General features: G+C 62.2%; 33 protein-coding genes. All 33 read right to left on the bottom strand.

Annotated elements, in window-relative coordinates:
• Positions 1–121: 121 nt before the first annotated feature.
• The 33 genes from rplQ to rpoC all read right to left on the bottom strand — a co-directional run bounded on the left by rplQ (position 122) and on the right by rpoC (position 22817).
• A complete protein-coding gene (rplQ, locus tag IBX53_RS05825) occupies positions 122–514 on the bottom strand; it encodes a 50S ribosomal protein L17 (protein ID WP_290906744.1) in 393 nt (130 codons plus the stop codon).
• Between the two features lie 39 nt (positions 515–553).
• Positions 554–1552 (bottom strand): DNA-directed RNA polymerase subunit alpha, encoded by a 999-nt coding sequence (gene rpoA / locus IBX53_RS05830; protein WP_290906746.1) that lies wholly within the window; start codon positions 1550–1552, stop codon positions 554–556.
• Positions 1553–1631: 79 nt separating this feature from the next.
• Entirely contained in the window at positions 1632–2252 is a 621-nt protein-coding gene (rpsD, locus tag IBX53_RS05835; RefSeq protein WP_290906748.1) for a 30S ribosomal protein S4, read from the bottom strand.
• A 12-nt stretch (positions 2253–2264) separates the two neighbouring features.
• Entirely contained in the window at positions 2265–2651 is a 387-nt protein-coding gene (gene rpsK, locus IBX53_RS05840; protein ID WP_040183105.1) for a 30S ribosomal protein S11, read from the bottom strand.
• A gap of 39 nt (positions 2652–2690) precedes the next feature.
• On the bottom strand, positions 2691–3047 hold the full coding sequence (gene rpsM, locus IBX53_RS05845; RefSeq protein WP_290906785.1) for a 30S ribosomal protein S13: 357 nt from the start codon (positions 3045–3047) through the stop codon (positions 2691–2693).
• Positions 3048–3170: 123 nt separating this feature from the next.
• Positions 3171–3284, bottom strand: a complete 114-nt coding sequence (gene rpmJ / locus IBX53_RS05850) for a 50S ribosomal protein L36 (protein WP_008959154.1) — start codon at positions 3282–3284, stop codon at positions 3171–3173.
• A gap of 77 nt (positions 3285–3361) precedes the next feature.
• Positions 3362–4693 carry a preprotein translocase subunit SecY gene (gene secY / locus IBX53_RS05855; RefSeq protein WP_290906753.1) on the bottom strand — a complete coding sequence of 444 codons (1332 nt, stop codon included), beginning with the start codon at positions 4691–4693 and terminating at the stop codon, positions 3362–3364.
• Entirely contained in the window at positions 4694–5128 is a 435-nt protein-coding gene (gene rplO / locus IBX53_RS05860) for a 50S ribosomal protein L15 (protein ID WP_253446339.1), read from the bottom strand.
• Positions 5129–5131: 3 nt separating this feature from the next.
• On the bottom strand, positions 5132–5314 hold the full coding sequence (gene rpmD, locus IBX53_RS05865; RefSeq protein ID WP_290906756.1) for a 50S ribosomal protein L30: 183 nt from the start codon (positions 5312–5314) through the stop codon (positions 5132–5134).
• 5 nt (positions 5315–5319) lie between these two features.
• Entirely contained in the window at positions 5320–5820 is a 501-nt protein-coding gene (gene rpsE / locus IBX53_RS05870; RefSeq protein ID WP_290906758.1) for a 30S ribosomal protein S5, read from the bottom strand.
• 11 nt (positions 5821–5831) lie between these two features.
• Positions 5832–6182 carry a 50S ribosomal protein L18 gene (gene rplR / locus IBX53_RS05875; protein WP_023007536.1) on the bottom strand — a complete coding sequence of 117 codons (351 nt, stop codon included), beginning with the start codon at positions 6180–6182 and terminating at the stop codon, positions 5832–5834.
• Between the two features lie 9 nt (positions 6183–6191).
• The gene (rplF, locus tag IBX53_RS05880; RefSeq protein ID WP_290906759.1) at positions 6192–6722 is read right to left on the bottom strand and encodes a 50S ribosomal protein L6; all 531 of its coding nucleotides are present in this window, start codon (positions 6720–6722) and stop codon (positions 6192–6194) included.
• Positions 6723–6731: 9 nt separating this feature from the next.
• The gene (rpsH, locus tag IBX53_RS05885; RefSeq protein ID WP_290906760.1) at positions 6732–7124 is read right to left on the bottom strand and encodes a 30S ribosomal protein S8; all 393 of its coding nucleotides are present in this window, start codon (positions 7122–7124) and stop codon (positions 6732–6734) included.
• A 29-nt stretch (positions 7125–7153) separates the two neighbouring features.
• Positions 7154–7459 carry a 30S ribosomal protein S14 gene (gene rpsN / locus IBX53_RS05890; protein ID WP_290906761.1) on the bottom strand — a complete coding sequence of 102 codons (306 nt, stop codon included), beginning with the start codon at positions 7457–7459 and terminating at the stop codon, positions 7154–7156.
• A 10-nt stretch (positions 7460–7469) separates the two neighbouring features.
• A complete protein-coding gene (gene rplE / locus IBX53_RS05895; RefSeq protein ID WP_290906762.1) occupies positions 7470–8009 on the bottom strand; it encodes a 50S ribosomal protein L5 in 540 nt (179 codons plus the stop codon).
• An 18-nt stretch (positions 8010–8027) separates the two neighbouring features.
• Complete coding sequence (gene rplX, locus IBX53_RS05900) at positions 8028–8345, bottom strand: 50S ribosomal protein L24 (RefSeq protein ID WP_290906763.1); 318 nt, start codon at positions 8343–8345, stop codon at positions 8028–8030.
• 14 nt (positions 8346–8359) lie between these two features.
• Complete coding sequence (rplN, locus tag IBX53_RS05905; RefSeq protein WP_290906764.1) at positions 8360–8731, bottom strand: 50S ribosomal protein L14; 372 nt, start codon at positions 8729–8731, stop codon at positions 8360–8362.
• A gap of 52 nt (positions 8732–8783) precedes the next feature.
• Complete coding sequence (gene rpsQ, locus IBX53_RS05910; protein ID WP_290906786.1) at positions 8784–9044, bottom strand: 30S ribosomal protein S17; 261 nt, start codon at positions 9042–9044, stop codon at positions 8784–8786.
• A gap of 1 nt (position 9045) precedes the next feature.
• A complete protein-coding gene (gene rpmC, locus IBX53_RS05915; protein WP_290906765.1) occupies positions 9046–9237 on the bottom strand; it encodes a 50S ribosomal protein L29 in 192 nt (63 codons plus the stop codon).
• Positions 9237–9650: a 50S ribosomal protein L16 gene (gene rplP / locus IBX53_RS05920; protein WP_290906766.1), complete on the bottom strand. Its 414-nt coding sequence runs from the start codon at positions 9648–9650 to the stop codon at positions 9237–9239. The genes rpmC and rplP overlap by 1 nt, the downstream gene beginning before the upstream one ends.
• 15 nt (positions 9651–9665) lie before the next feature.
• On the bottom strand, positions 9666–10364 hold the full coding sequence (gene rpsC / locus IBX53_RS05925) for a 30S ribosomal protein S3 (protein WP_290906767.1): 699 nt from the start codon (positions 10362–10364) through the stop codon (positions 9666–9668).
• 11 nt (positions 10365–10375) lie between these two features.
• Positions 10376–10708, bottom strand: coding sequence for a 50S ribosomal protein L22 (gene rplV / locus IBX53_RS05930; protein ID WP_010626471.1), 333 nt, complete (start codon positions 10706–10708; stop codon positions 10376–10378).
• Between the two features lie 18 nt (positions 10709–10726).
• On the bottom strand, positions 10727–11002 hold the full coding sequence (rpsS, locus tag IBX53_RS05935) for a 30S ribosomal protein S19 (RefSeq protein WP_290906768.1): 276 nt from the start codon (positions 11000–11002) through the stop codon (positions 10727–10729).
• 33 nt (positions 11003–11035) lie between these two features.
• Positions 11036–11866, bottom strand: coding sequence for a 50S ribosomal protein L2 (gene rplB / locus IBX53_RS05940; protein WP_290906769.1), 831 nt, complete (start codon positions 11864–11866; stop codon positions 11036–11038).
• A 17-nt stretch (positions 11867–11883) separates the two neighbouring features.
• Positions 11884–12180 (bottom strand): 50S ribosomal protein L23, encoded by a 297-nt coding sequence (rplW, locus tag IBX53_RS05945; protein ID WP_290906770.1) that lies wholly within the window; start codon positions 12178–12180, stop codon positions 11884–11886.
• A complete protein-coding gene (gene rplD, locus IBX53_RS05950) occupies positions 12177–12782 on the bottom strand; it encodes a 50S ribosomal protein L4 (protein WP_290906771.1) in 606 nt (201 codons plus the stop codon). Before rplD ends, rplW begins: the two co-directional genes overlap by 4 nt.
• Before the next feature lie 15 nt (positions 12783–12797).
• Positions 12798–13436, bottom strand: coding sequence for a 50S ribosomal protein L3 (gene rplC / locus IBX53_RS05955; RefSeq protein ID WP_290906772.1), 639 nt, complete (start codon positions 13434–13436; stop codon positions 12798–12800).
• A gap of 161 nt (positions 13437–13597) precedes the next feature.
• Positions 13598–13909, bottom strand: coding sequence for a 30S ribosomal protein S10 (gene rpsJ, locus IBX53_RS05960; protein WP_021819602.1), 312 nt, complete (start codon positions 13907–13909; stop codon positions 13598–13600).
• Between the two features lie 161 nt (positions 13910–14070).
• Positions 14071–15264, bottom strand: a complete 1194-nt coding sequence (tuf, locus tag IBX53_RS05965; protein ID WP_290906773.1) for an elongation factor Tu — start codon at positions 15262–15264, stop codon at positions 14071–14073.
• A 29-nt stretch (positions 15265–15293) separates the two neighbouring features.
• The gene (gene fusA / locus IBX53_RS05970; protein WP_290906774.1) at positions 15294–17414 is read right to left on the bottom strand and encodes an elongation factor G; all 2121 of its coding nucleotides are present in this window, start codon (positions 17412–17414) and stop codon (positions 15294–15296) included.
• 45 nt (positions 17415–17459) lie between these two features.
• Positions 17460–17930: a 30S ribosomal protein S7 gene (gene rpsG / locus IBX53_RS05975; RefSeq protein ID WP_290906775.1), complete on the bottom strand. Its 471-nt coding sequence runs from the start codon at positions 17928–17930 to the stop codon at positions 17460–17462.
• 130 nt (positions 17931–18060) lie between these two features.
• Positions 18061–18435, bottom strand: coding sequence for a 30S ribosomal protein S12 (gene rpsL, locus IBX53_RS05980; protein ID WP_110070664.1), 375 nt, complete (start codon positions 18433–18435; stop codon positions 18061–18063).
• 161 nt (positions 18436–18596) lie between these two features.
• Positions 18597–22817 (bottom strand): DNA-directed RNA polymerase subunit beta', encoded by a 4221-nt coding sequence (gene rpoC / locus IBX53_RS05985; RefSeq protein WP_290906777.1) that lies wholly within the window; start codon positions 22815–22817, stop codon positions 18597–18599.
• Between the last annotated feature and the right edge of the window lie 4 nt (positions 22818–22821).

Below are 22821 nucleotides of genomic sequence, written 5' to 3' on the forward strand. Positions count from 1 at the left end.
GGTCGGTTCCTCAAGCCGCTGCTGGAACGCGCCCGACAACACAAGGCCGAGCCGGCGTAAAAAAACCGGCCCCTCGAGAGGGGCCGGTTTGGCGTGCCGTAGCCGGAAGCGCAGTCGGGGATCACTCCTCGACGGCGGCTTCCTCGACCTCGACGACCGGACGGTCGACGAGCTCGACATAGGCCATGGGCGCGTTGTCGCCGGTGCGGAAACCGCACTTGAGAATACGGACGTAACCGCCCGGACGCTCGACGTAACGCGGACCCAGGTCGTTGAACAACTTGCCCACCGCTTCCTTGGAACGGGTGCGGGAGAAAGCCAGACGACGATTGGCGACGCTATCCTGCTTGGCCAGGGTGATGAGCGGCTCGATGACGCGACGCAGCTCCTTGGCCTTGGGCAGGGTTGTCTTGATGACCTCGTGCTCGATCAGCGACACGCTCATGTTCTTGAACATGGCCTGACGGTGCGAGCTGGTCCGATTGAGATGACGACCACTCTTACGATGACGCATGGGTGTGATTCCTTACCAAACTGGGACTCGAGTCGGCGCTCACGCGGAGGCCTTGTCGTCCTTCAGGCTAGCCGGCGGCCAGTTTTCCAGCCGCATGCCCAGGGAAAGACCGCGCGCTGCCAGGACGTCCTTGATCTCGTTCAGGGACTTCTTGCCGAGGTTCGGCGTCTTCAGCAGCTCCACCTCGGTGCGCTGGATCAGATCGCCGATATAATAGATATTTTCGGCCTTCAGGCAGTTAGCGCTGCGAACGGTCAACTCGAGATCGTCTACGGGGCGCAGCAGGATCGGATCGATATGATCCTCTTCCTCCTCCACTTCCTGTTCCTTGTCGGCTTCCAGATCGACGAACGCGGCCAGCTGATCCTGCAGGATGGTCGCGCTGCGACGGATCGCCTCTTCGGGATCCAGGGTGCCGTCGGTTTCCAGGTTGATGATCAACTTGTCGAGGTCGGTGCGCTGTTCGACACGCGCGGCCTCCACGGAGTAGGAAACCCGACGCACGGGGCTGAAGGTCGCATCCAGCTGCAGGCGGCCGATGGCACGAGACTCATCGTCGGCGCCGAGGCGAGCGTCCGCCGGCTCATAGCCGCGGCCGAGTGCCACCTTGAGCTGCATCTTGAGCTCGGCACCCTCGTTGACGTGGGCGATGACGTGCTCGGGGTTGACGATCTCGACGTCGTGGTCGAGGGCGATGTCACCCGCCGTGACGATTGCCGGGCCCTGCTTGTTCAGCGAGAGCACCGCCTCATCGCGGGTGTGCATCTTGATCGCCACGTCCTTGAGGTTCAGGAGGATCTCGATGACATCTTCCTGGACCCCTTCGATCGCGCTGTACTCGTGATCGACACCGCTGATCTCGGCTTCCACCACGGCACAGCCGGGCATGGACGAGAGCAGAATGCGACGCAGTGCGTTGCCCAGGGTGTGACCGAAGCCACGCTCGAAGGGCTCGAGCACGATCTTCGCGTGATGTGCGCTGATCTCTTCGACCTTGATGTCGCGCGGACGAAGAAACTCGTTCACTGAACGCTGCATATGTACACCTTTCAGGCTGCCAAACGGATACTCGGTACTCTGAGCCGGCCCCCGCTCGGGGGCCGGGCGCTAGCAGCGCTTACTTGGAGTACAGCTCGACGATCAGTGCCTCGTTGATGTCGGCCGTCAGGTCGCCGCGCTCGGGCAGCGCCTTGAACGTGCCTTCCATCTTCTTGGCATCGATCTCGATCCAGGCCACATCGCCGCGGTTGGCGGCCAGGGCCAGGGCACTCTGGATGCGCGCCTGGTTCTTCGACTTCTCGCGAACGGAGACCACGTCACCGGGCTTGACCTGGTAGGAGGCCACGTTGACGGTCTTGCCGTTCACGGCGATGGCCTTGTGGCTGACCAGCTGCCGAGCTTCAGAACGGGTCGAGCCGTAGCCCATGCGGTAGACGACGTTGTCCAGTCGGGATTCGAGGAGCTGCAGCAACACTTCGCCGGTCGCGCCCTTGAGACGGGCCGCTTCCTTGTAGTAGTTGCGGAACTGCTTCTCGAGTACGCCATACATGCGACGTACTTTCTGCTTCTCGCGAAGCTGCAAGCCGTATTCGGAAATACGCTGACGGCGCTGGCCATGCACACCCGGAATCTGCTCGGATTTGCACTTCTTCTCGAAGGGAGTCACACCGCTCTTCAGAAAGAGATCGGTGCCTTCCCGACGAGACAGTTTGCACTTCGGTCCAATATAACGAGCCATGAATCTGTCTCCTTAAACGCGGCGTTTCTTCGGCGGACGGCAGCCATTGTGGGGAATGGGCGTCGCGTCGGTGATGCTCTGCACGCGGAAGCCGGCGGCATTGAGCGCGCGCACGGCGGATTCACGGCCAGGACCGGGGCCCTTGACCAGTACGTCGACGTTTTTCACACCATACTCGGCTGCAGCAGTCGCTGCACGCTCGCTTGCTACTTGAGCAGCGAACGGGGTGCTCTTGCGAGAACCACGAAAACCCGAACCACCGGCAGTCGCCCAGGAGAGAGCGTTGCCCTGGCGGTCTGTGATCGTAATGATCGTGTTGTTAAAAGAGGCGTGGATATGCGCAATGGCATCCACTACCTGCTTTTTAACCTTCTTGCGATTGCTACGCGGGTTAGCCATGTTGATGATTCTTCCTGTCTTTACGCCAGAACGTGCGTGTTATTTGCGGATCGGCTTGCGCGGGCCCTTGCGGGTACGCGCATTGGTCTTGGTACGCTGACCACGCAGCGGAAGACCACGACGATGACGCAGACCACGGTAGCAACCCAGGTCCATGAGACGCTTGATATTAAGCGTGACATCACGGCGAAGGTCGCCCTCTACGGTATACTTGCCAACCTCGGAACGCAGGGTGTCGAGCTCTTCGCTGGACAGCTCCTGGATCTTGGTGGTCGACGCGATGCCGGACGCGGCACAGATTTCCTGTGCACGAGTGCGGCCAATCCCGAAGATATAGGTCAGCGAGATCGCCGCATGCTTGTTGTCCGGGATATTGACGCCTGCAATACGGGCCATCAGCTTACTCCGAAATTTGAGCGGCTTGCTCGTTGGATCATCTTTAAAAGGCGCAACAGCATACCCCTTTCCCTGCGACAGGGCAAGAGGCATGCCGACGCCGGTCCATCACAGTGCCAGGAATCAACCCTGGCGCTGCTTGTGCCGCGGCTCGCTGCAGATGACGCGGACAGCGCCATTGCGACGAATGATCTTGCAGTTGCGGCACATTTTCTTAACGGAAGCTCGAACTTTCATCGTTCCATCTCCAATGTTGGCTCGCGCCGCGAGCCAGTACTTCGGCTCGCGGCGCGCCAATTCACGTGCGGCGCGCCTCAGCGCATCATGCCGCCGCTACCGTAGCCTTTCAGGTTGGACTTCTTCATCACCGACTCGTACTGGTGCGACATGAGATGCGACTGCACCTGGGCCATGAAGTCCATGATGACCACCACCACGATCAGCAGCGCCGTGCCGCCAAAGAAGAACGGCACGTTCCAGGCCACGATCAGGAACTGGGGCATCAGGGAAACCGCGGTGATGTACATGGCGCCGAACAGGGTCAGACGGGTCATGACCTTGTCGACATAGCGAGCCGTCTGCTCGCCTGGACGAATCCCCGGCAGGAAGGCACCCGACTTCTTGAGGTTGTCGGCGACGTCCTTGGGATTGAAGACCAGCGCTGTGTAAAAGAAGCAGAAGAATATCACCGCCGCGGCGAAAAGCAAGATGTGTAGCGGCTGACCCGGCCCGAGGGCCTGGGAAGCACGCTGCAGCCACTCGAGACCTTCGCCACTGCCTACCCACTGGCCCAAGGAGGCCGGGAACAGCAGGATACTGGAGGCGAAGATCGCCGGAATGACACCCGCCATGTTCACCTTCAGCGGCAGGTAGCTGCTCTGCCCCGCGTACATCTTGTTGCCGACCTGGCGCCGAGGGTAGTTCACCGTGATGCGGCGCTGGCCGCGCTCGATGAACACCACGAAGGCGACGGTAGCAACACCAAGCACGGAGAGGGCCAGCAGCGGAAGCACGTTCCAGGCGCCTTCATTGCGAGCCAGCTCGAAGGCCTGCCCCACTGCACTCGGCAGACCGGCGACGATGCCCGAGAATATCAGCAGCGAGATGCCGTTGCCGATGCCCTTCTCGGTAATCTGCTCGCCCAGCCACATCAGGAACACCGCACCGGTCACGAAGGTGACGATCGCGGTGAAATAGAAACTGAAGTCTGCCGTGTAGGCGACACCCTGGTTAGCCAGGCCCACCGACATGCCGGTGCCCTGAACCAGGGCCAGGACCACGGTGAGGTAGCGGGTGTACTGGCTGATCTTGCGACGGCCACCCTCGCCCTCCTTCTTGAGCTGCTCAAGATGGGGCGAGACAGCGGTCATCAGCTGCATGATGATCGATGCCGAGATATAGGGCATGATGCCCAGCGCCATGATACTCATCCGCTCCAGGGCGCCACCCGAGAACATGTTGAACATGCCGAGGATGGTGCCCTGCTGCTCCCTGAACAAGGCAGCAAGCTGGTCAGGATTCATACCGGGCACGGGGATGTGGGCACCGATCCGGTACACCACGATGGCGAGGAGCACAAAGCGCAGGCGCGCCCAGAGTTCACCCAGACCGCTGCCCGTCGCCGGCATTTTTCCTGACTTGGCCATTTAGTCCTCTACCTTGCCACCGGCGGCTTCGATCGCGGCACGGGCACCCTTGGTGACCTTGATGCCGCGGACCGTGACCGCCTTGTTCAGTTCGCCGGACAGGATCACCTTCGCGTGCAGCGTGGCGTCCTTCAGCACGTTGGCCTGCTTGAGGGTCTCCAGGGTGACCTCGTCACCCGCCACCTTGGCCAGCTCGGCCAGGCGCACTTCCTCGGAGACCAGCGACTTCATGGAGGTGAAGCCGAACTTCGGCAGACGCCGCTGCAGGGGCATCTGACCGCCCTCGAAGCCGGGCTTGACGCTACCGCCGCTGCGCGACTTCTGGCCCTTGTGGCCACGGCCGCCGGTCTTTCCCAGACCGGAGCCGATGCCACGACCCACACGCTTCTCGGCGTGCTTTGAACCCGGTGCCGGGCTCAGGCTATTGAGTTTCATGGATTACTCTCCCTCAACGCGCACAAGGTAGGTCACCTTGTGGATCATGCCGCGTACGGCAGGGGTGTCTTCCAGTTCAACCGTGTGACCGATGCGGCGCAGCCCAAGACCCTTCATGGTGGCCTTGTGCGTGGGCAAGATGCCGATGGTGCTGCGGGTCTGGGTCACCTTGAGTGTTGCTGCCATGGTATTTACCCCGTGATCGCTTCGACAGACAGACCGCGCTTGGCGGCAATGTCTTCCGGCGCTTGCATGGCAGTCAGGCCCCTGACGGTAGCCCGCACCACGTTCACCGGATTGGTGGAACCGTAGCACTTGGCCAGGACGTCATGGACACCTGCCAGCTCGAGCACGGAGCGCATGGCGCCGCCTGCGATGATGCCAGTACCCTCGGAAGCGGGCTGCATGTACACCTTGGAGGCGCCGTGACGGGCCTTGACCGGGTACTGCAGGGTGCCACCCGCGAGGTTGACCTTGACCATGTTGCGGCGAGCCTGGTCCATCGCCTTCTGGATCGCGACCGGCACTTCACGCGCCTTGCCGCGACCGAAGCCGACTCGGCCCTTGCCGTCACCCACGACGGTCAGAGCGGTGAAGCCGAAGATACGGCCACCCTTGACCACCTTGGCGACACGGTTGACCTGTACCAGTTTCTCCTGGAGGTCGCCGCTTTGCTGTTCGTTCTTCGCCATCGTATAACCCTTTAGAATTCCAGGCCGCCTTCACGAGCGGCGTCGGCCAGGGCCTTCACGCGCCCATGGTACTTGAAACCGGCACGATCGAAGGCCACCTGGGTGATACCTGCTTCCTTGGCGCGCTCGGCAATCAGCGCGCCCACCTTGGCGGCGGCGTCGGCATTGCCGGTCGCACCCTCGCGCAGGGCCTTGTCCAGCGTGGAAGCGCTGGCGAGGACCTTACCACCATCCGGCGAGATGATCTGCGCATAGATGTGGCGGGGGGTACGGTTGACGCACAGGCGATACACGCCCAGCTCGCGGATCTTGGCGCGAGCGCGGCGGGCACGACGGAGACGAGATTCTTTCTTCGCGTTCATAACCCTGCCTTACTTCTTCTTGGCTTCTTTGCGACGCACCTGCTCGTCGGCGTACCTGACACCCTTGCCCTTGTAGGGCTCAGGCGGACGGAAGGCGCGGATTTCCGCGGCAACCTGGCCGAGCATCTGCTTGTCCGCGCTCTTCAGCACGATCTGGGTGTTCTTCGGCGTTTCCGCAGAGACACCCTCAGGCAGCGTATATTCGACCGGGTGCGAGAAGCCCAGTGACAGATTGAGCGTCTGGCCCTTGGCTTGGGCACGATAACCGACGCCGATGATTTCGAGGGACTTGGTGAAGCCTTCGCTCACGCCGGTGACCAGGTTCTGAACCAGGGCACGGGTGGTGCCGGACATGGCCCAGCTCTTGGCGGCCTCGCTCGGCGCGAAGGTCAGCTGACCCTCTTCCTGACCAATCACCACATCGGGGTGAATGGTCAGGGACAACTTGCCCTGACCGCCCTTGACGGTCAGCTGGTCTCCGTCGAGATTGATCTCGACACCAGCGGGCACTTTAACCGGATATTTGGCTACGCGGGACATTCCAAACTCCTAGAATACGGTGCAGAGGACTTCGCCACCGACACCGGCCTTGCGAGCCGCGCGATCGGTCATCACCCCGTTGGAGGTGGTGACGATAGCGATACCCAGGCCATCGGCGACCTTCGGCAGCGCGTCCTTGCCCTTGTACTGGCGCAGGGACGGCTTGGAAACTCGCTGAATGTGCTCGATGACCGGCTTGCCCTCGAAGTACTTGAGGGTCACCGTCAGCTCGGGCTTGGCAGCCTCGGACACCGCGAAGTCGTTGATGTAACCCTCTTCCTTCAATACGCGGGCCACCTCGATCTTCAGCTTGGAGGACGGCATGGTGACCGTCTCCTTGGTGGCCATCTGCGCATTGCGGATACGGGTGAACATATCCGCCAGAGTGTCTTGCATGCTCATTTACGTTGCGCTCCTGATTCTCGCGTGGCTTACCAGCTGGACTTCTTCAGTCCAGGGACGTCGCCACGCATGGCGGCTTCACGAAGCTTGTTGCGGCCGAGGCCGAACTTGTTGTAGTAGCCGTGCGGACGGCCGGTGATACGGCAGCGGTTGCGCTGACGCACCGGGCTGGAGTCACGCGGCAGCTGCTGCAGCTTCAGCGTCGCCTCGAAGCGCTCTTCATCGGAAGTGTTGACATCCTGGATGATCGCCTTGAGTTCGGCGCGCCTGGCGGCAAACTTCGCCACCAGCTTGGTGCGCTTGAGCTCACGCTCTACCATGCTTTTCTTTGCCATGATCCCACCCTTATTTCTTGAACGGGAAGTTCAGCGCGCTCAGCAGCGCACGACCTTCATCATCGGTTTTGGCGGTGGTGGTGATGGTGACATCCAGACCACGGATCCGATCGATCTTATCATACTCGATCTCCGGGAAGATGATCTGCTCACGCACCCCCATGGAGTAGTTGCCACGACCGTCGAAGGACTTCGGGTTGAGACCACGGAAGTCACGAACGCGGGGGATCGCGATATTCACCAGGCGATCGAGGAAGTCCCACATGCGCTCGGAGCGCAGCGTTACCTTGATCCCGATCGGCCAGCCTTCACGCACCTTGAAGCCCGCGATGGACTTGCGTGCCTTGGTCACCATCGGCTTCTGACCGGAAAGCTTCTCCAGGTCACTGATGGCATTGTCGATCAGCTTCTTGTCGCTGGTCGCTTCGCCGATGCCCATGTTCAGAGTCACCTTGGTGACCCGCGGCACCTGCATCACGTTGGCGTAGCTGAACTGCTCTTTGAGTTGAGCCAACACCTCGTTCTGATAACGTTCTTTCAAGTTCGCCATTTTGCTACCCGACTCGCGTTAGGCGTCGATCTGCGTCTGCGTCGACTTGTAGATACGTACCTTGGTACCGTCTTCCTTCACCTGGAAGCCGACGCGATCCGCCTTACCGGTCTCCGAATTGAAGATGGCTACGTTGGACGCGTGAATCGGAGCCTCACGCTCGACGATACCGCCCTGATTGCCCGCCATGGGATTGGGCTTGGTGTGACGCTTGATCATGTTCACACCGGACACGACATAGCGATCGTCCTTGAGGACGCGCTTCACCGTGCCACGCTTACCCTTATCCTTGCCGGCGATGACGACGACTTCATCGTCACGTTTGATTTTTTGCATATCCGCCTCGCTCCTTACAGCACTTCAGGCGCCAAGGAAATGATCTTCATGAACTTCTCGTTGCGAAGCTCACGGGTCACCGGCCCGAAGATACGGGTACCGATCGGCTGTTCGTTGGTGTTGTTCAACAGAACCGCCGCATTTCCATCGAAGCGAATCAGCGAACCGTCGGAACGACGGACGCCGCTACGGGTGCGAACCACCACCGCCTTGAGGACCTGGCCCTTCTTGACCTTGCCACGCGGAATGGCTTCCTTCACCGTGACCTTGATGACATCGCCGATGTGAGCGTAGCGGCGGTGTGAACCGCCCAGCACCTTGATGCATTGCACCCGGCGCGCTCCGCTGTTGTCGGCGACATCCAGCATTGTCTGAGTCTGAATCATCGGTTTTCTCCAAACCTAATCTGACTGCACTGGTTTGACAGGCGTGAGCCGATCAGCCCTTGGCCTGCTCGACCACCTCGACCAGCTTCCAGGACTTGGTCTTGGACAGCGGGCGGCACTCCTGGATGGAGACCGTATCGCCGTCCTTCGCCTGGTTCGCCTCGTCATGGGCGTGCAGCTTGGTGGAGCGCTTGACGTACTTGCCGTAGATCGGGTGACGCACACGGCGCTCGATCATCACGACGATGGACTTGTCCATCTTGTCGCTCACCACCTTGCCGGTGAGCGTACGAGCTTTCTTCTCTTCGACCATCTCAGTCACCTGCCTTCTCGTTGAGCACAGTCTTCACCCGGGCGATATCCCGACGAACCTGCTTGAGCAGATGAGTCTGGCTGAGCTGACCGGTGGCCTTCTGCATGCGCAGGTTGAACTGCTCGCGGAGGAGTTCGAGGAGCTGACTCTTCAGCTCATCGACTGATTTTTCACGGATTTCCTGGGCTTTCATCACATCACCGTCCGTTTCACAAAGGTGGTGGATATGGGCATCTTCTGTGCCGCCAGAGTGAAGGCCTCGCGGGCCAGCTCTTCGGAGACACCTTCGATTTCATACAGGACCCGACCCGGCTGGATCTGCGCGACCCAGTACTCGACGGAGCCCTTGCCTTTACCCATACGGACTTCGAGTGGCTTCTTGGAAATCGGCTTGTCCGGGAACACGCGGATCCAGATCTTGCCGCCACGCTTGACGTGACGGGTGATCGCACGACGGCCGGCCTCGATCTGGCGCGCAGTGATGCGGCCGCGACCGGTTGCCTTCAGGCCGTATTCCCCGAAGCTGATCTTGCTCCCGCGATGCGCCAGGCCACGGTTACGGCCTTTCTGCATCTTGCGGAATTTCATACGCTTGGGTTGTAACATCGACTCGCTCTCCCCTTACCTGGAACCTTTCTTCTTGGAGGGCGCGGCCTGAGGCTGCTTCGCCTTGGCGCGGACCTCTTCGATGCCCCCGAGGATCTCGCCCTTGAAGACCCACACCTTGACACCGATGATGCCGTAGGTGGTCTTGGCCTCAAAGGCGGCGTAGTCGATGTCCGCACGCAGTGTATGCAGCGGAACACGACCTTCCCGGTACCATTCGGTGCGAGCGATTTCCGCGCCACCCAGGCGACCGGAGAGCTGCACCTTGATGCCGCCGGCGCCCAGGCGCATGGCGTTCTGTACCGCACGCTTCATGGCGCGACGGAACATGACGCGACGCTCGAGCTGGCCGGCGATGTTCTGGGCCACGAGCATCGCGTCCAGCTCGGGCTTGCGAACTTCCTCGATGTTGACGTGCACGGGCACGCCCATCATCGCGGTGACTTCACGGCGCAGGCGATCGACATCTTCGCCCTTCTTGCCAATCACGATGCCCGGACGGGCGGTGTGAATGGTGATGCGCGCGTTATTGGCAGGACGCTCGATGGTGATGCGGCTAACGGAAGCGTTCTTGAGACGCTCCTCGAGGTAGCTGCGCACTGCGAGGTCGCTGTTGAGCTTATCGGCATAGGCGCCGCGCTCGGCGTACCAGACTGAAGTATGGTCTTTGACGATACCCAGCCGGATGCCTGTTGGATGTACTTTCTGACCCATCTGGTCGACTCCTACTTCTCGGCTACCTTGACGGTGATGTGGCAGGTGCGCTTCAAGATACGATCCGCGCGGCCCTTGGCACGCGGCTTGATACGCTTGAGCGTCATGCCCTCATCGACGCAGATGGTCGAGACACGCAGCTCGTCGATATCCATGCCGTTGTTTTCTTCCGCATTCGCGATGGCGGACTGCAGCACCTTCTTGACCAGCTTGGCAGCCTTCTTCGGTGAGAAGGTCAGCAGGTCCAGCGCCTCGGCGACAGGTTTACCGCGCACCTGGTCAGCCACCAAACGGGCCTTCTGGGCGGATAAACGAGCGCCACGCAGCTTAGCTGTGACTTCCATCTCTCAATCCTCTCTGGCTTACCGTTTGGCTTTCTTGTCCGCCGCATGACCGCGATAGGTGCGGGTAGCAGCGAATTCGCCCAGCTTGTGGCCAACCATCTCCTCGGCGACGTGCACCGGGACGTGCTGGCGACCGTTATGGACCGCAATGGTGAGCCCGACCATGTTGGGCAGGATCATGGAACGACGCGACCAGGTCTTGATCGGTTTGCGGTCGTTCTTCTCCACTGCAGCCTCAACCTTCTTCAGCAGATGAAGGTCAATGAAGGGACCTTTCTTCAGTGAACGTGGCACAGCCGTTACCTCTTAAAGTCTTGGCGTTTTCAATCAGTTCCGGGCCTTGCGGCGGCGGATGATCAGCTTGTCGGTGCGCTTGTTCTTGCGGGTCTTGTGGCCCTTGGTGGGGATACCCCACGGGGACACCGGATGACGACCACCGCTGGTGCGGCCTTCGCCGCCGCCGTGGGGGTGATCCACCGGGTTCATGGCCACGCCGCGAACGGTCGGACGCACACCTCTCCAGCGCTTCGCACCGGCCTTGCCAAGCTGACGCAGGCTGTGCTCGGAGTTGCTCACTTCCCCCAGGGTCGCACGGCACTCGCTCAGCACCTTGCGCATCTCGCCGGAGCGCAGACGCAGGGTGGCGTAGCTGCCTTCACGGGCGACCAGCTGGGCGCTGGTGCCGGCACTGCGAGCGATCTGGGCGCCCTTGCCGGGCTTGAGCTCGATACAGTGCACAGTGGAACCCAGCGGGATGTTACGCAGCGGAAGAGCATTGCCCTTCTTGATGGCCGCGTTGACCCCGGACTCGAGCCGGTCGCCTGCGCTCACGCCCTTGGGCGCGATGATGTAGCGACGCTCACCGTCCAGGTACTTCAGCAGCGCGATGTGAGCGCTACGGTTCGGATCATACTCGAGGCGTTCGACGATGGCCGGAACGCCATCCTTGATGCGCTTGAAGTCGATGATCCGGTAGTGCTGCCGGTGCCCACCGCCCACGTGACGGGTGGTGATACGACCGTTGTTGTTACGACCGCCGCTGCGCGACTGCTTTTCGAGCAGAGCCGCGAAAGGCTTGCCCTTGTGCAGGTCTTCACCAACGATCTTGACGACGTGGCGACGGCCGGCGGATGTGGGTTTGGTCTTGACGATTGCCATTGTCCGTACTCCTGCCCTTATTCGGCGCCAGAGAAGTCTTCAAGGGTCTCGCCGGCGGCCAGCGATACATAGGCCTTGCGATACCCCTTGCGGTGACCCAGACCGTGCGCGGTGCGCTTGGTCTTGCCCTTGACGTTCAGCGTCTGAACGCGCTCGACCTTCTTGCCGAACAGGGCCTCGACGGCCTTCTTGATCTCGGGCTTGGTCGCGTCGCTGGCCACCTTGAACACGTACTGGTTGCGTTCGGCAGCCATTGCGGCCTTCTCGGTCACGTGCGGACCCAGCAGGACCTTGAATACACGCTCCTGGTTCATGCCAGCTTCTCCTCGAATTTGCGCAGGGCCGAGACGGTGACCAGCACCTTGTCGAAGGCGACCAGGCTCACCGGGTCAGCGGCGGCCACGTCCACCACATCCACGTTGGGAATGTTGCGGGCGGCCAGATAGAGCTTTTCGTCGACTTCCTCGGTGACGATCAGCACCCTCTCCAGACCCAGCTCACTGAGCTTGGCCACCAGCTCCTTGGTCTTCGGCGCTTCGACGGAGATCTCCTCGATGGCCACGAGACGCTCCTGACGCACCAGCTCGGAGAGAATGGAGCGCATCGCCGCGCGGTACATCTTGCGGTTGACCTTCTGCGAGTGGTCCTGGGGACGCGCTGCAAAGGTCACACCGCCGCTGCGCCACAGCGGGGAGCGGATGGTACCGGCGCGAGCGCGACCGGTGCCTTTCTGACGCCACGGCTTCTTGCCGCCGCCACGCACGTCGGAACGGTTCTTCTGGGCACGAGTCCCCTGACGACCACCGGCCAGATAGGCGGTGACGACCTGGTGCACGAGCGCTTCATTGAAGTCTTTGCCAAAGGTGGCGTCGGACACTTCGACAGTGCCAGCCCCGGCTGCAAGATTCAGATTCATCGGTCTCTATCCCCTTCAGCCAGCTTTCACGGCGCTGCGCACGATCACGTCACTGCCGGTGGCACCGGGCACGGCGCCCTTGACCAGCAGCAGGTTGCGTTCGGCATCGACACGCACGACTTCGAGGCTCTGGACGGTGCAACGGACGTTGCCCATCTGGCCGGCCATCTTCTTGCCCTTGAACACGCGGCCAGGCGTCTGGCACATGCCGATGGAACCCGGTGCGCGGTGGGACAGGGAGTTGCCGTGGGTGTTGTCCTGGGTACGGAAGTTCCAGCGCTTGACGGCGCCCTGGAAGCCCTTGCCCTTGGAGGTGCCGGTCACGTCGATCTTCTGACCAGCTTCGAAGAGGGATACGGTGAATTCGCCGCCCACTTCCGGAGCCTCGTCGCCGTCTTCCAGGCGGAACTCCATCAGCGAACGACCGGCCTCGACACCCGCCTTGGCGTACTGACCCGCCTGGGCTTTGGTGAGGTGCTTGGCCTTACGAGAGCCGGCTGTCACCTGAACCGCCGCGTAGCCGTCATGTTCGACGGTCTTGACGCGGGTGATGCGGTTGGGAGCAACCTCGATCACGGTTACGGGCACAGAAGCGCCATCTTCGGCAAAGACACGGGTCATCCCGGCCTTTTTACCGACTAAACCGATAGTCATACTCAGTCTCCTTTAGTGTACGGGGCTGTCACCCGCTATGGCTGCCCTTTCCAGAGCATTCCACTAGCACGTTGTATGGCGCCTCACGGCGCGGCGGCTGCTGCTCATGCCTACTCTTTACAAGAGGCAATGAGCGCTGGGCCGCGAGTGTCTAGTTGGAATCAGTCGAGCTTGATCTGCACGTCCACGCCGGCGGCAAGGTCGAGCTTCATCAGCGCATCAACGGTCTTTTCCGTGGGTTCGACGATGTCGAGCACACGCTTGTGGGTACGAATCTCGTACTGGTCCCGCGCGTCCTTGTTGACGTGCGGCGAGATCAGCACGGTGTACCGCTCGCGGTTGGTCGGCAGGGGAATCGGACCACGAACCTGGGCGCCGGTACGCTTGGCGGTCTCAACGATCTCCGCGGCGGACTGGTCGATCAGGCGATGGTCGAAGGCCTTCAACCGAATGCGAATCTTCTGGTTCTGCATTTGCCCTTAACTCCAATGGATCTCGACGGCGCGAGCCGTCAACCCACGCATTCAAAGGATGCGCATTATAGGTGCGCCACGGACGAGAGTCAAACACTCTTCGCGCTGCGCAGAAAGGGGGCCCCTGACGGGGCCCCCTTCGATCATCGTTCGGCCGGAGCTTACTTGAGGATCTTGGCCACGACACCGGCGCCGACGGTGCGGCCGCCTTCACGGATGGCGAAGCGCAGACCGTCGTCCATGGCGATCGGGGCAATCAGGGTGACAACCATCTTGACGTTGTCGCCCGGCATGACCATCTCGACGCCTTCCGGCAGCTCACAGGTACCGGTGACATCGGTGGTACGGAAGTAGAACTGCGGACGGTAGCCCTTGAAGAACGGCGTGTGACGACCACCCTCCTCCTTGGACAGCACGTAGACTTCGGCTTCGAAGACGGTGTGCGGGTTGATGGAACCCGGCTTGGCCAGGACCTGGCCACGCTCGACGTCGTCACGCTTGGTGCCACGCAGCAGGGCGCCGACGTTCTCACCAGCACGACCTTCGTCGAGCAGCTTGCGGAACATCTCGACACCGGTGACGGTGGTCTTGGTGGTGTCACGGATACCGACGATCTCGATCTCCTCGCCGGCCTTGACGATGCCACGTTCGATACGGCCGGTGACCACGGTGCCGCGTCCTGAGATGGAGAACACGTCCTCGATCGGCATCAGGAACGGCTGGTCGATGGCACGCTCCGGCTCCGGGATGTACTCGTCCAGGGCCTTGATCAGGTTGGCAACGGCGGTGGTACCCATGCCGTTGTCGTCCTTGCCTTCCAGAGCCATCAGGGCAGAGCCGGTGATGATCGGGGTGTCGTCACCCGGGAAGTCGTACTCGTTGAGGAGTTCGCGCACTTCCATCTCGACCAGCTCGAGCAGCTCCTCGTCGTCGACCATGTCGGCCTTGTTCAGGAACACGACGATGTACGGAACGCCAACCTGACGGGACAGCAGGATGTGCTCGCGAGTCTGCGGCATCGGGCCATCGGCGGCGGACACCACCAGGATGGCGCCATCCATCTGGGCCGCACCGGTGATCATGTTCTTCACATAGTCGGCGTGGCCGGGGCAGTCGACGTGCGCGTAGTGACGCTGCTCGGACTGATACTCCACGTGAGAGGTGGCGATGGTGATACCGCGCTCACGCTCTTCCGGGGCATTGTCAATGGTGTCGAACTCGCGCCAGTCACCACCGAATACCTCGGCGGAGACGCGGGTCAGGGCCGCGGTCAGCGTGGTCTTGCCGTGGTCGACGTGACCGATGGTGCCGACGTTGACGTGCGGTTTGGAACGCTCAAATTTTTCCTTAGCCACTGCTATAACCTCTTTACGTTAGCTAACGGTTAACCGTTTTGGTTGATGACGGCTTCAACGACGCTGGACGGCGCCTCTTCATACTGCGCGAACTCCATGACGTAGCTTGCGCGGCCCTGGGTCTGAGAACGCAGGTCGGTCGCGTAACCGAACATCTCAGCCAACGGCACCCGAGCGCGGATGATCTTGCCCATTGACGAGTCATCCATGCCCTCCACCAGGCCACGGCGGCGGTTCAGGTCACCCATCACATCCCCCATGTAGTCCTCGGGAGTCACGACCTCGACCTTCATCACCGGCTCCAGCAGCACGGCCTTGGCCTTCCTGGCGCCTTCCTTCACGGCCATGGAAGAAGCGACCTTGAACGCTGTCTCGTTGGAGTCCACGTCGTGGAAGGAACCATCGTACAGCGTAACCTTGACGTCGATCATCGGGTAGCCCGCGATGACACCGTTCTTCAGCTGCTCGTAGGCCCCTTTCTCGACGGCCGGCACGTATTCCTTGGGAACCACACCGCCGACGATCTCGGAAACGAATTTGAAGTGCAGGTCTTCATCTTCGCCCTTGTCTTCCTGGGTGAGCGGCTCGATGCGCAGCCAGACGTGACCATACTGGCCGCGACCGCCGGACTGACGCACGAACTTGCCTTCCTGCTCCACCTTGCCGCGGATGGTCTCGCGATAGGCCACCTGAGGCTTGCCGATGTTGGCCTCGACCTTGAACTCGCGACGCATGCGGTCGACCAGGATGTCCAGGTGCAACTCGCCCATGCCGGAGATGATGGTCTGGCCGGTCTCCTCATCGGTGCGAACCTGGAATGAGGGGTCTTCCTGGGCCAGCTTACCCAGCGCCACACCCATCTTCTCCTGGTCGGCCTTGGACTTGGGCTCCACGGCCACGGAGATCACCGGATCCGGGAACTCCATCCGCTCCAGCACGATCTTCTCGTTCAGGTCGCACAGGGTATCACCGGTGGTGACGTCCTTGAGGCCGATACAGGCGGCGATATCGCCGGCACGCACTTCCTTGATCTCCTCGCGGGAGTTGGCATGCATCTGCACGATACGGCCGACGCGCTCCTTCTTCTGCTTCACGGAGTTGTAGACCCCGTCGCCGGAGTTCAACACGCCCGAATAGACGCGGATGAAGGTCAGGGTGCCGACGAAGGGATCGGTGGCGATCTTGAACGCCAGGGCGGCGAAGGGTGCGTTGTCGTCGGCCTCGCGGGTCGCGACGGTGCCGTCCCTGTCGTCCAGCTCGCCCTCGATGGCCTTGACCTCAGTGGGAGACGGCATGTACTCGATGACGCCATCCAGCACTGCCTGCACGCCCTTGTTCTTGAACGCGGAGCCGCAGGTGACCAGCACGATCTCGTTGGCGAGGGTGCGACGACGCAGACCGGCCTTGATCTCCTCGACGGTCAGCTCACCGCCCTCGAGGTACTTGTCCATCAGCTCCTCTGACGCTTCGGCGGCCGCCTCGACCATCTCCTCGCGATACTTCTCCGCGGTCTCCTGGAGCTCGGCCGGGATATCGACGAGGTCATACTTCATGCCCAGGCTAGCTTCATCCCAGAGGATGGCCTTCATCTGGATCAGGTCGATGACGCCCTTGAAGTCTTCCTCGGTGCCCCAGTTGATCTGGATCGGCACGGCATTGGCGCCCAGGCGATCCTTGAGCTGCTCGACCACCATGAAGAAGTCGGCGCCGGTGCGATCCATCTTGTTGACGAAGACCATGCGCGGCACTTCGTACTTGTTGGCCTGGCGCCAGACGGTCTCCGTCTGGGGCTGCACGCCGGAAGAGCCGCACAGCACCACCACGGCACCGTCGAGAACACGCAGGGAACGCTCCACCTCGATGGTGAAGTCCACGTGTCCGGGGGTGTCGATGATATTGATGCGGTGCTCATCGAACTGCTGGTTCATGCCCTTCCAGAAGGTAGTCACGGCAGCGGAGGTAATGGTGATACCCCGCTCCTGCTCCTGCTCCATCCAGTCGGTCGTTGCCGCGCCGTCATGAACCTCACCCACCTTGTGGGAAAGACCGGTATAGAACAGCACGCGTTCGGTCGTGGTGGTCTTGCCGGCATCGACGTGGGCGACGATGCCGATATTGCGATAGCGATTTAGTGGAGTCTTGCGAGCCACGGTGGAACTCCCCATTGGTTGGCGATGCGTTTGGAAGCGCTGCCCTTAGAAGCGGTAGTGCGAGAAAGCCTTGTTGGCTTCCGCCATGCGATGCACGTCTTCACGCTTCTTGACCGCGGAGCCCTTGCCTTCGGCGGCGTCCAGCATCTCGCCAGCCAGGCGCTGCACCATGGTCTTCTCGCCACGGCGACGAGCGGCATCCACCAGCCAGCGCATGGCCAGAGCCTGGCGGCGCGACGGACGAACTTCCACCGGTACCTGATAGGTCGCACCGCCAACGCGGCGAGACTTCACCTCGACCATGGGCTGAATGGTTTCCAGCGCCTTGTCGAAGATCTCCAGCGGGTCCTCATTACTGCGCTCGGCAACCCTGTCCAGCGCACCGTAGACGATGCGCTCAGCTACGGACTTCTTACCGCCGAACATCAGGTGGTTCATGAATTTCGCCAGGCGCTCACTTCCGAACTTGGGATCCGGAAGGATCTCGCGTTTTGCGGCAATTCTTCTTCTAGGCATGATAAGCCCTCTGTTGAAGGGTCCTTCAGGTAAACCCGGGACTCGCGCTCGACTGTCTAGAGTCGACGCCGCCCGACCTTACTCTTATCAGACCGATATCAATTCTGGTGTAGGTGCGTGCCGAGACCGATCAGGCCTTGGGACGCTTGGCGCCGTACTTGGAACGGCCCTGCTTGCGGTTCTGCACGCCGGAAGTGTCCAGGGCGCCACGCACGGTGTGATAGCGCACACCGGGAAGGTCCTTGACGCGACCGCCGCGGATCAGGACCACGGAGTGCTCCTGAAGGTTGTGACCTTCACCACCGATGTAGGATGAGACCTCGAAGCCGTTGGTCAGACGCACGCGGCAGACCTTACGCAGGGCCGAGTTGGGCTTCTTCGGGGTGGTGGTGTAGACGCGGGTGCAGACGCCGCGCTTCTGCGGACAGGCCTGCAGCGCCGGCACGTCGCTCTTGCTGACGGGGCGCTTGCGCGGCTTGCGCACGAGCTGATTGATCGTTGCCATGGTGTAGTAGCTGACTCCAATGGGTTGCCTTGGCCTTTTCAGCGGGTGCGGGCGTACCCACCCCACTGTTAAAGGCTGCGCATTCTAATAGCTGACACCTTGCCCCGTCAAGACCGAGGGTCCGCCCGCCTGGACGGACCCTAGATCCCCGGGGCTTCGGATCAGAGTTCCTCGTCGCCGGAATCCAGCGCGGTGAGCTGCGCGCCCAGCTCCTGCTCGACATCGTAGGCCGACGGGGCCAGCGGACGCTCGGGTCCTTCACGCCGGCGGCGACGCTCCTCATGGTGGGCGAGGCCGGTACCGGCCGGGATCAGACGCCCCACCACCACGTTCTCCTTCAGGCCGCGCAGGTAGTCGCGCTTGCCGGTCACCGCCGCCTCGGTCAGCACCCGCGTGGTCTCCTGGAAGGAGGCCGCGGAGATGAACGACTCGGTGGCCAGGCTGGCCTTGGTGATACCCAGCAGCACCCGCTGGTACTTGGCCGGAAACTTCTCCTGCTTCTCGAGGCGGGCGTTCTGCTCCAGCACCCGCGCCAGTTCGACCTGGTCACCGGTGATGAAGTCGGAGTCACCGGCATCGGTGATCTCCACCTTGCGCAGCATCTGACGCACGATCACTTCGATGTGCTTGTCGTTGATGCCCACGCCCTGGAGGCGGTAGACCTCCTGGATCTCCACGGTGATGTACTTGGCCAGTTCCGCCACGCCCAGCAGGCGCAGGATGTCGTGCGGATTGCTCGGGCCATCGGAGATCACCTCGCCCTTCTCGACGGTCTCGCCTTCGAACACCGCGATCTGGCGCCACTTGGGAATCAGCGCCTCGAAGGGATCGCCGCCACCTTCCGGGGTGATGGTCAGGCGACGCTTGCCCTTGGTCTCCTTGCCGAAGCTCATCACGCCGCTGATCTCGGCGAGGATGGCCGGCTCCTTCGGCTTGCGCGCCTCGAACAGGTCGGCCACGCGGGGCAGACCCCCGGTGATGTCCTTGTTGGCAGACGCCTCCACCGGGATACGCGCCACGACCTCGCCGACGCCGATTTTGGCGCCATTGTCGGCGGTGACGATCGACTTGCCGGGCAGCAGGTACTGCACCGGGGTGTCGGAGCCGCTGACGGTGACCGGCTTGCCGGCCTCGTCGTTGAGCAGGATCATCGGGCGCTTGTCACGGCCGGCCATGGGACGGGCGGCCGCCTCGATCACCTCGATGGAGGAGAGGCCGGTCATCTCGTCCACGCTGCGGTGGATGGTCAGGCCCTCATCCAGGTCGGCGTACTGCACGTTACCCTCGGCCTCGGCGACGATCGGGTGGGTGTGCGGATCCCACTTGGCCACCGCCTGGCCTGAGTCGACGGTATCGCCGTCCCGGACGGAGAGCTCGGCGCCGTAGGGCAGCTTGTAGTACTCGCGCTCGCGGCCATGGTCGTCGGCGACGGCCAGGGCGCTGGAGCGGGACACCACCACCAGCTTGCCGTCGGCGCGCTCCACGTACTTGATGTTGTGCAGGCGCACCTTGCCGCCATGCTTGACCTGGACGCTGTCCACCGCGGAGGCACGTGAAGCCGCACCGCCGATGTGGAAGGTCCGCATGGTCAGCTGGGTTCCGGGCTCACCGATGGACTGAGCGGCGATGACGCCGACCGCCTCACCGATGTTCACCTGGTGGCCACGCGCCAGATCGCGGCCGTAGCAGGTAGCGCAGACACCGTGGACGGTCTGGCAGGCGATGGCACTGCGGACCACGATCTCGTCGACGCCCATGGTGTCCAGCTCGGCGCACCACTTCTCGTCGAGCAGGGTGCCGCGCGGGATGAGGACATCGTCGCTGGCCGGATCGATGACGTCCTGGGCGACCACGCGACCCAATACGCGCTGGGCGAGGGAGACGATGATATCGCCACCCTCGATCACCGGGTGCAGGGTCAGGCCGTTCTCGGTGTTGCAGTCGGTCTCGGTGATCACCATGTCCTGGGCCACATCGACCAGGCGACGGGTCAGGTAGCCGGAGTTGGCGGTCTTGAGAGCCGTATCCGCCAGACCCTTGCGCGCGCCGTGGGTGGAGATGAAGTACTGCAGTACGTTCAGGCCCTCACGGAAGTTGGCGACGATCGGGGTCTCGATGATCGAGCCATCCGGCTTGGCCATCAGGCCGCGCATGCCCGCCAGCTGGCGGATCTGGGCGGCACTACCCCGGGCACCGGAGTCGGCCATGATGAAGACGCTGTTGAAGGAATCCTGCTCGACCTCGTTGCCGTCACGGTCGATCACGGTCTCCTTCTCGATGCCATCCATCATCGCCCGGGCCACCTTGTCGTTGGCCTTGGACCAGATATCGATCACCTTGTTGTACTTCTCGCCAGCGGTGACGAGACCCGAGGAGAACTGGTCCTCGATCTCCTTCACCTCGCCCTCGGCGGCATCGATGATCGAGGCCTTGGCATCCGGGATCACGAAGTCGTTGACGCCGATGGAGGCGCCGGACCAGGTGGCCATGCGGAAGCCGGTGAACATCAGCTGGTCGGCGAAGATGACGGTCGGCTTGAGACCCGCGCGACGATACACCTCGTTGAGCAGCTTGGAGATGGCCTTCTTCTTCATCGGCTGATCGATCAGCTCGAAGGGCACCCCCTCCGGCAGGATGCGGAACAGCAGCGCACGGCCCACGGTGGTGTCGTAGAGACGGCGGTGTCGGCTACGCTCGCCGGTCTCCTCGTCCACATCCACCTCGTCCAGGCGCACCTTGACCCGAGCATGCATGGCGACATTCTGGGTGCCGAAGGCGCGATCCACCTCGTCGAGGTTGGCAAACACCATGCCTTCCCCCCTGGCGTTGATCTTCTCGCGGGTCATGTAATAGAGACCCAGCACCACGTCCTGGGAGGGCACGATGATCGGCTCGCCGTTGGCCGGCGACAGCACGTTGTTGGTGGCCATCATCAGCGTCCGTGCTTCGAGCTGGGCTTCCAGGGTCAGCGGCACGTGGACCGCCATCTGGTCACCGTCGAAGTCGGCGTTGTAGGCGGCACACACCAGCGGATGCAGCTGGATCGCCTTGCCCTCGATCAGCAGCGGCTCGAAGGCCTGGATGCCGAGGCGGTGCAGCGTCGGGGCGCGGTTAAGCAGCACCGGGTGCTCGCGGATGACGTCGGCGAGGATATCCCACACCTCCGGCAGCTCGCGCTCGACCATCTTCTTGGCCGCCTTGATGGTGGAGGCGTAGCCGAGGCTCTGCAGCTTGGAGTAGATGAACGGCTTGAACAGCTCCAGCGCCATCTTCTTGGGCAGGCCGCACTGGTGCAGGCGCAGGGTCGGGCCGACGGTGATCACCGAACGGCCGGAGTAGTCGACGCGCTTGCCCAGCAGGTTCTGACGGAAACGGCCCTGCTTGCCCTTGATCATGTCGGCCAGGGACTTCAGCGGGCGCTTGTTGGAACCGGTGATGGCACGGCCGCGGCGACCGTTGTCCAGCAGCGCATCCACCGCCTCCTGCAGCATGCGCTTCTCGTTGCGCACAATGATGTCCGGCGCATTGAGGTCGAGCAGCCGCTTGAGGCGGTTGTTGCGGTTGATCACCCGGCGATACAGGTCGTTGAGATCGGAGGTCGCGAAGCGGCCGCCGTCCAGCGGGACCAGCGGACGCAGGTCCGGCGGCAACACCGGCAGCACCTCCATGACCATCCACGCCGGCGCATTGCCGGAGTTGTAGAAGGCCTCGAGCAGCTTGAGCCGCTTGGAGAGCTTCTTGATCTTGGTCTCGGAATTGGTCTGGGGGATCTCCTCGCGCAGGCGATCAATCTCCTCGGCCAGGTCGATGTCCTTGAGCAGCGCCTGGACGGCCTCCGCCCCCATGCGGGCATCGAAGTCGTCACCGAACTCCTCGAGTGCCTCGAAGTACTGTTCGTCGTTGAGCAGCTGACCGCGCTCGAGGGTGGTCATGCCCGGGTCGATGACCACGAAGCTCTCGAAGTAGAGCACGCGCTCGATGTCGCGCAGGGTCATGTCCAGGAACATGCCGATGCGCGACGGCAGCGACTTCAGGAACCAGATGTGCGCGACGGGGCTTGCCAGCTCGATGTGGCCCATGCGCTCGCGGCGCACGGCTGCCTTGGTCACCTCGACGCCGCACTTCTCGCAGATGATGCCGCGGTGCTTCATGCGCTTGTACTTGCCGCACAGGCACTCGTAGTCCTTCACCGGGCCGAAGATCTTGGCGCAGAACAGGCCGTCGCGCTCCGGCTTGAACGTCCGGTAGTTGATCGTCTCGGGCTTCTTGACCTCGCCGAAGGACCAGGAGCGAATCATGTCCGGCGACGCCAGCGTGATCTTGATCGCATCGAACTCTTCTGACTGAGACTGCGATTTCAGGACTTTAACCAAATCTTTCATCGGA

It is taken from the genome of Halomonas sp. (genome assembly GCF_014859505.1).
In the GTDB taxonomy this organism is placed as follows: domain Bacteria; phylum Pseudomonadota; class Gammaproteobacteria; order Pseudomonadales; family Halomonadaceae; genus Halomonas.

Excerpts from the sequence above, each read along its gene's own strand:
- rplB (WP_290906769.1), bottom strand. The coding sequence starts at position 11,866 with ATGGCAATCGTCAAGACCAAACCCACATCCGCCGGCCGTCGCCACGTC.
- rpsL (WP_110070664.1), bottom strand. The coding sequence starts at position 18,435 with ATGGCAACGATCAATCAGCTCGTGCGCAAGCCGCGCAAGCGCCCCGTC.
- rpmC (WP_290906765.1), bottom strand. The coding sequence starts at position 9,237 with ATGAAAGCCCAGGAAATCCGTGAAAAATCAGTCGATGAGCTGAAGAGT.
- rplR (WP_023007536.1), bottom strand. The coding sequence starts at position 6,182 with ATGAACGCGAAGAAAGAATCTCGTCTCCGTCGTGCCCGCCGCGCTCGC.
- rpsC (WP_290906767.1), bottom strand. The coding sequence starts at position 10,364 with ATGGGTCAGAAAGTACATCCAACAGGCATCCGGCTGGGTATCGTCAAA.
- rplD (WP_290906771.1), bottom strand. The coding sequence starts at position 12,782 with ATGAATCTGAATCTTGCAGCCGGGGCTGGCACTGTCGAAGTGTCCGAC.
- rpsN (WP_290906761.1), bottom strand. The coding sequence starts at position 7,459 with ATGGCAAAGAAAAGCATGGTAGAGCGTGAGCTCAAGCGCACCAAGCTG.
- secY (WP_290906753.1), bottom strand. The coding sequence starts at position 4,693 with ATGGCCAAGTCAGGAAAAATGCCGGCGACGGGCAGCGGTCTGGGTGAA.
- rplW (WP_290906770.1), bottom strand. The coding sequence starts at position 12,180 with ATGAACCAGGAGCGTGTATTCAAGGTCCTGCTGGGTCCGCACGTGACC.
- rplO (WP_253446339.1), bottom strand. The coding sequence starts at position 5,128 with ATGAAACTCAATAGCCTGAGCCCGGCACCGGGTTCAAAGCACGCCGAG.
- rpsD (WP_290906748.1), bottom strand. The coding sequence starts at position 2,252 with ATGGCTCGTTATATTGGACCGAAGTGCAAACTGTCTCGTCGGGAAGGC.
- rpsE (WP_290906758.1), bottom strand. The coding sequence starts at position 5,820 with ATGGCGAAGAACGAACAGCAAAGCGGCGACCTCCAGGAGAAACTGGTA.
- rplP (WP_290906766.1), bottom strand. The coding sequence starts at position 9,650 with ATGTTACAACCCAAGCGTATGAAATTCCGCAAGATGCAGAAAGGCCGT.
- rplX (WP_290906763.1), bottom strand. The coding sequence starts at position 8,345 with ATGCAAAAAATCAAACGTGACGATGAAGTCGTCGTCATCGCCGGCAAG.
- rplC (WP_290906772.1), bottom strand. The coding sequence starts at position 13,436 with ATGACTATCGGTTTAGTCGGTAAAAAGGCCGGGATGACCCGTGTCTTT.
- rpoA (WP_290906746.1), bottom strand. The coding sequence starts at position 1,552 with ATGCAGCGTTCAGTGAACGAGTTTCTTCGTCCGCGCGACATCAAGGTC.
- rplN (WP_290906764.1), bottom strand. The coding sequence starts at position 8,731 with ATGATTCAGACTCAGACAATGCTGGATGTCGCCGACAACAGCGGAGCG.
- rplQ (WP_290906744.1), bottom strand. The coding sequence starts at position 514 with ATGCGTCATCGTAAGAGTGGTCGTCATCTCAATCGGACCAGCTCGCAC.
- rplE (WP_290906762.1), bottom strand. The coding sequence starts at position 8,009 with ATGGCGAACTTGAAAGAACGTTATCAGAACGAGGTGTTGGCTCAACTC.
- rpmJ (WP_008959154.1), bottom strand. The coding sequence starts at position 3,284 with ATGAAAGTTCGAGCTTCCGTTAAGAAAATGTGCCGCAACTGCAAGATC.
- rpsG (WP_290906775.1), bottom strand. The coding sequence starts at position 17,930 with ATGCCTAGAAGAAGAATTGCCGCAAAACGCGAGATCCTTCCGGATCCC.
- rpsK (WP_040183105.1), bottom strand. The coding sequence starts at position 2,651 with ATGGCTAACCCGCGTAGCAATCGCAAGAAGGTTAAAAAGCAGGTAGTG.
- rpsM (WP_290906785.1), bottom strand. The coding sequence starts at position 3,047 with ATGGCCCGTATTGCAGGCGTCAATATCCCGGACAACAAGCATGCGGCG.
- rpoC (WP_290906777.1), bottom strand. The coding sequence starts at position 22,817 with ATGAAAGATTTGGTTAAAGTCCTGAAATCGCAGTCTCAGTCAGAAGAG.
- rplV (WP_010626471.1), bottom strand. The coding sequence starts at position 10,708 with ATGGAAGTCACAGCTAAGCTGCGTGGCGCTCGTTTATCCGCCCAGAAG.
- rpsJ (WP_021819602.1), bottom strand. The coding sequence starts at position 13,909 with ATGCAGAACCAGAAGATTCGCATTCGGTTGAAGGCCTTCGACCATCGC.
- rpsQ (WP_290906786.1), bottom strand. The coding sequence starts at position 9,044 with ATGGTCGAAGAGAAGAAAGCTCGTACGCTCACCGGCAAGGTGGTGAGC.
- rpsH (WP_290906760.1), bottom strand. The coding sequence starts at position 7,124 with ATGAGCATGCAAGACACTCTGGCGGATATGTTCACCCGTATCCGCAAT.
- rpmD (WP_290906756.1), bottom strand. The coding sequence starts at position 5,314 with ATGGCAGCAACACTCAAGGTGACCCAGACCCGCAGCACCATCGGCATC.
- rplF (WP_290906759.1), bottom strand. The coding sequence starts at position 6,722 with ATGTCCCGCGTAGCCAAATATCCGGTTAAAGTGCCCGCTGGTGTCGAG.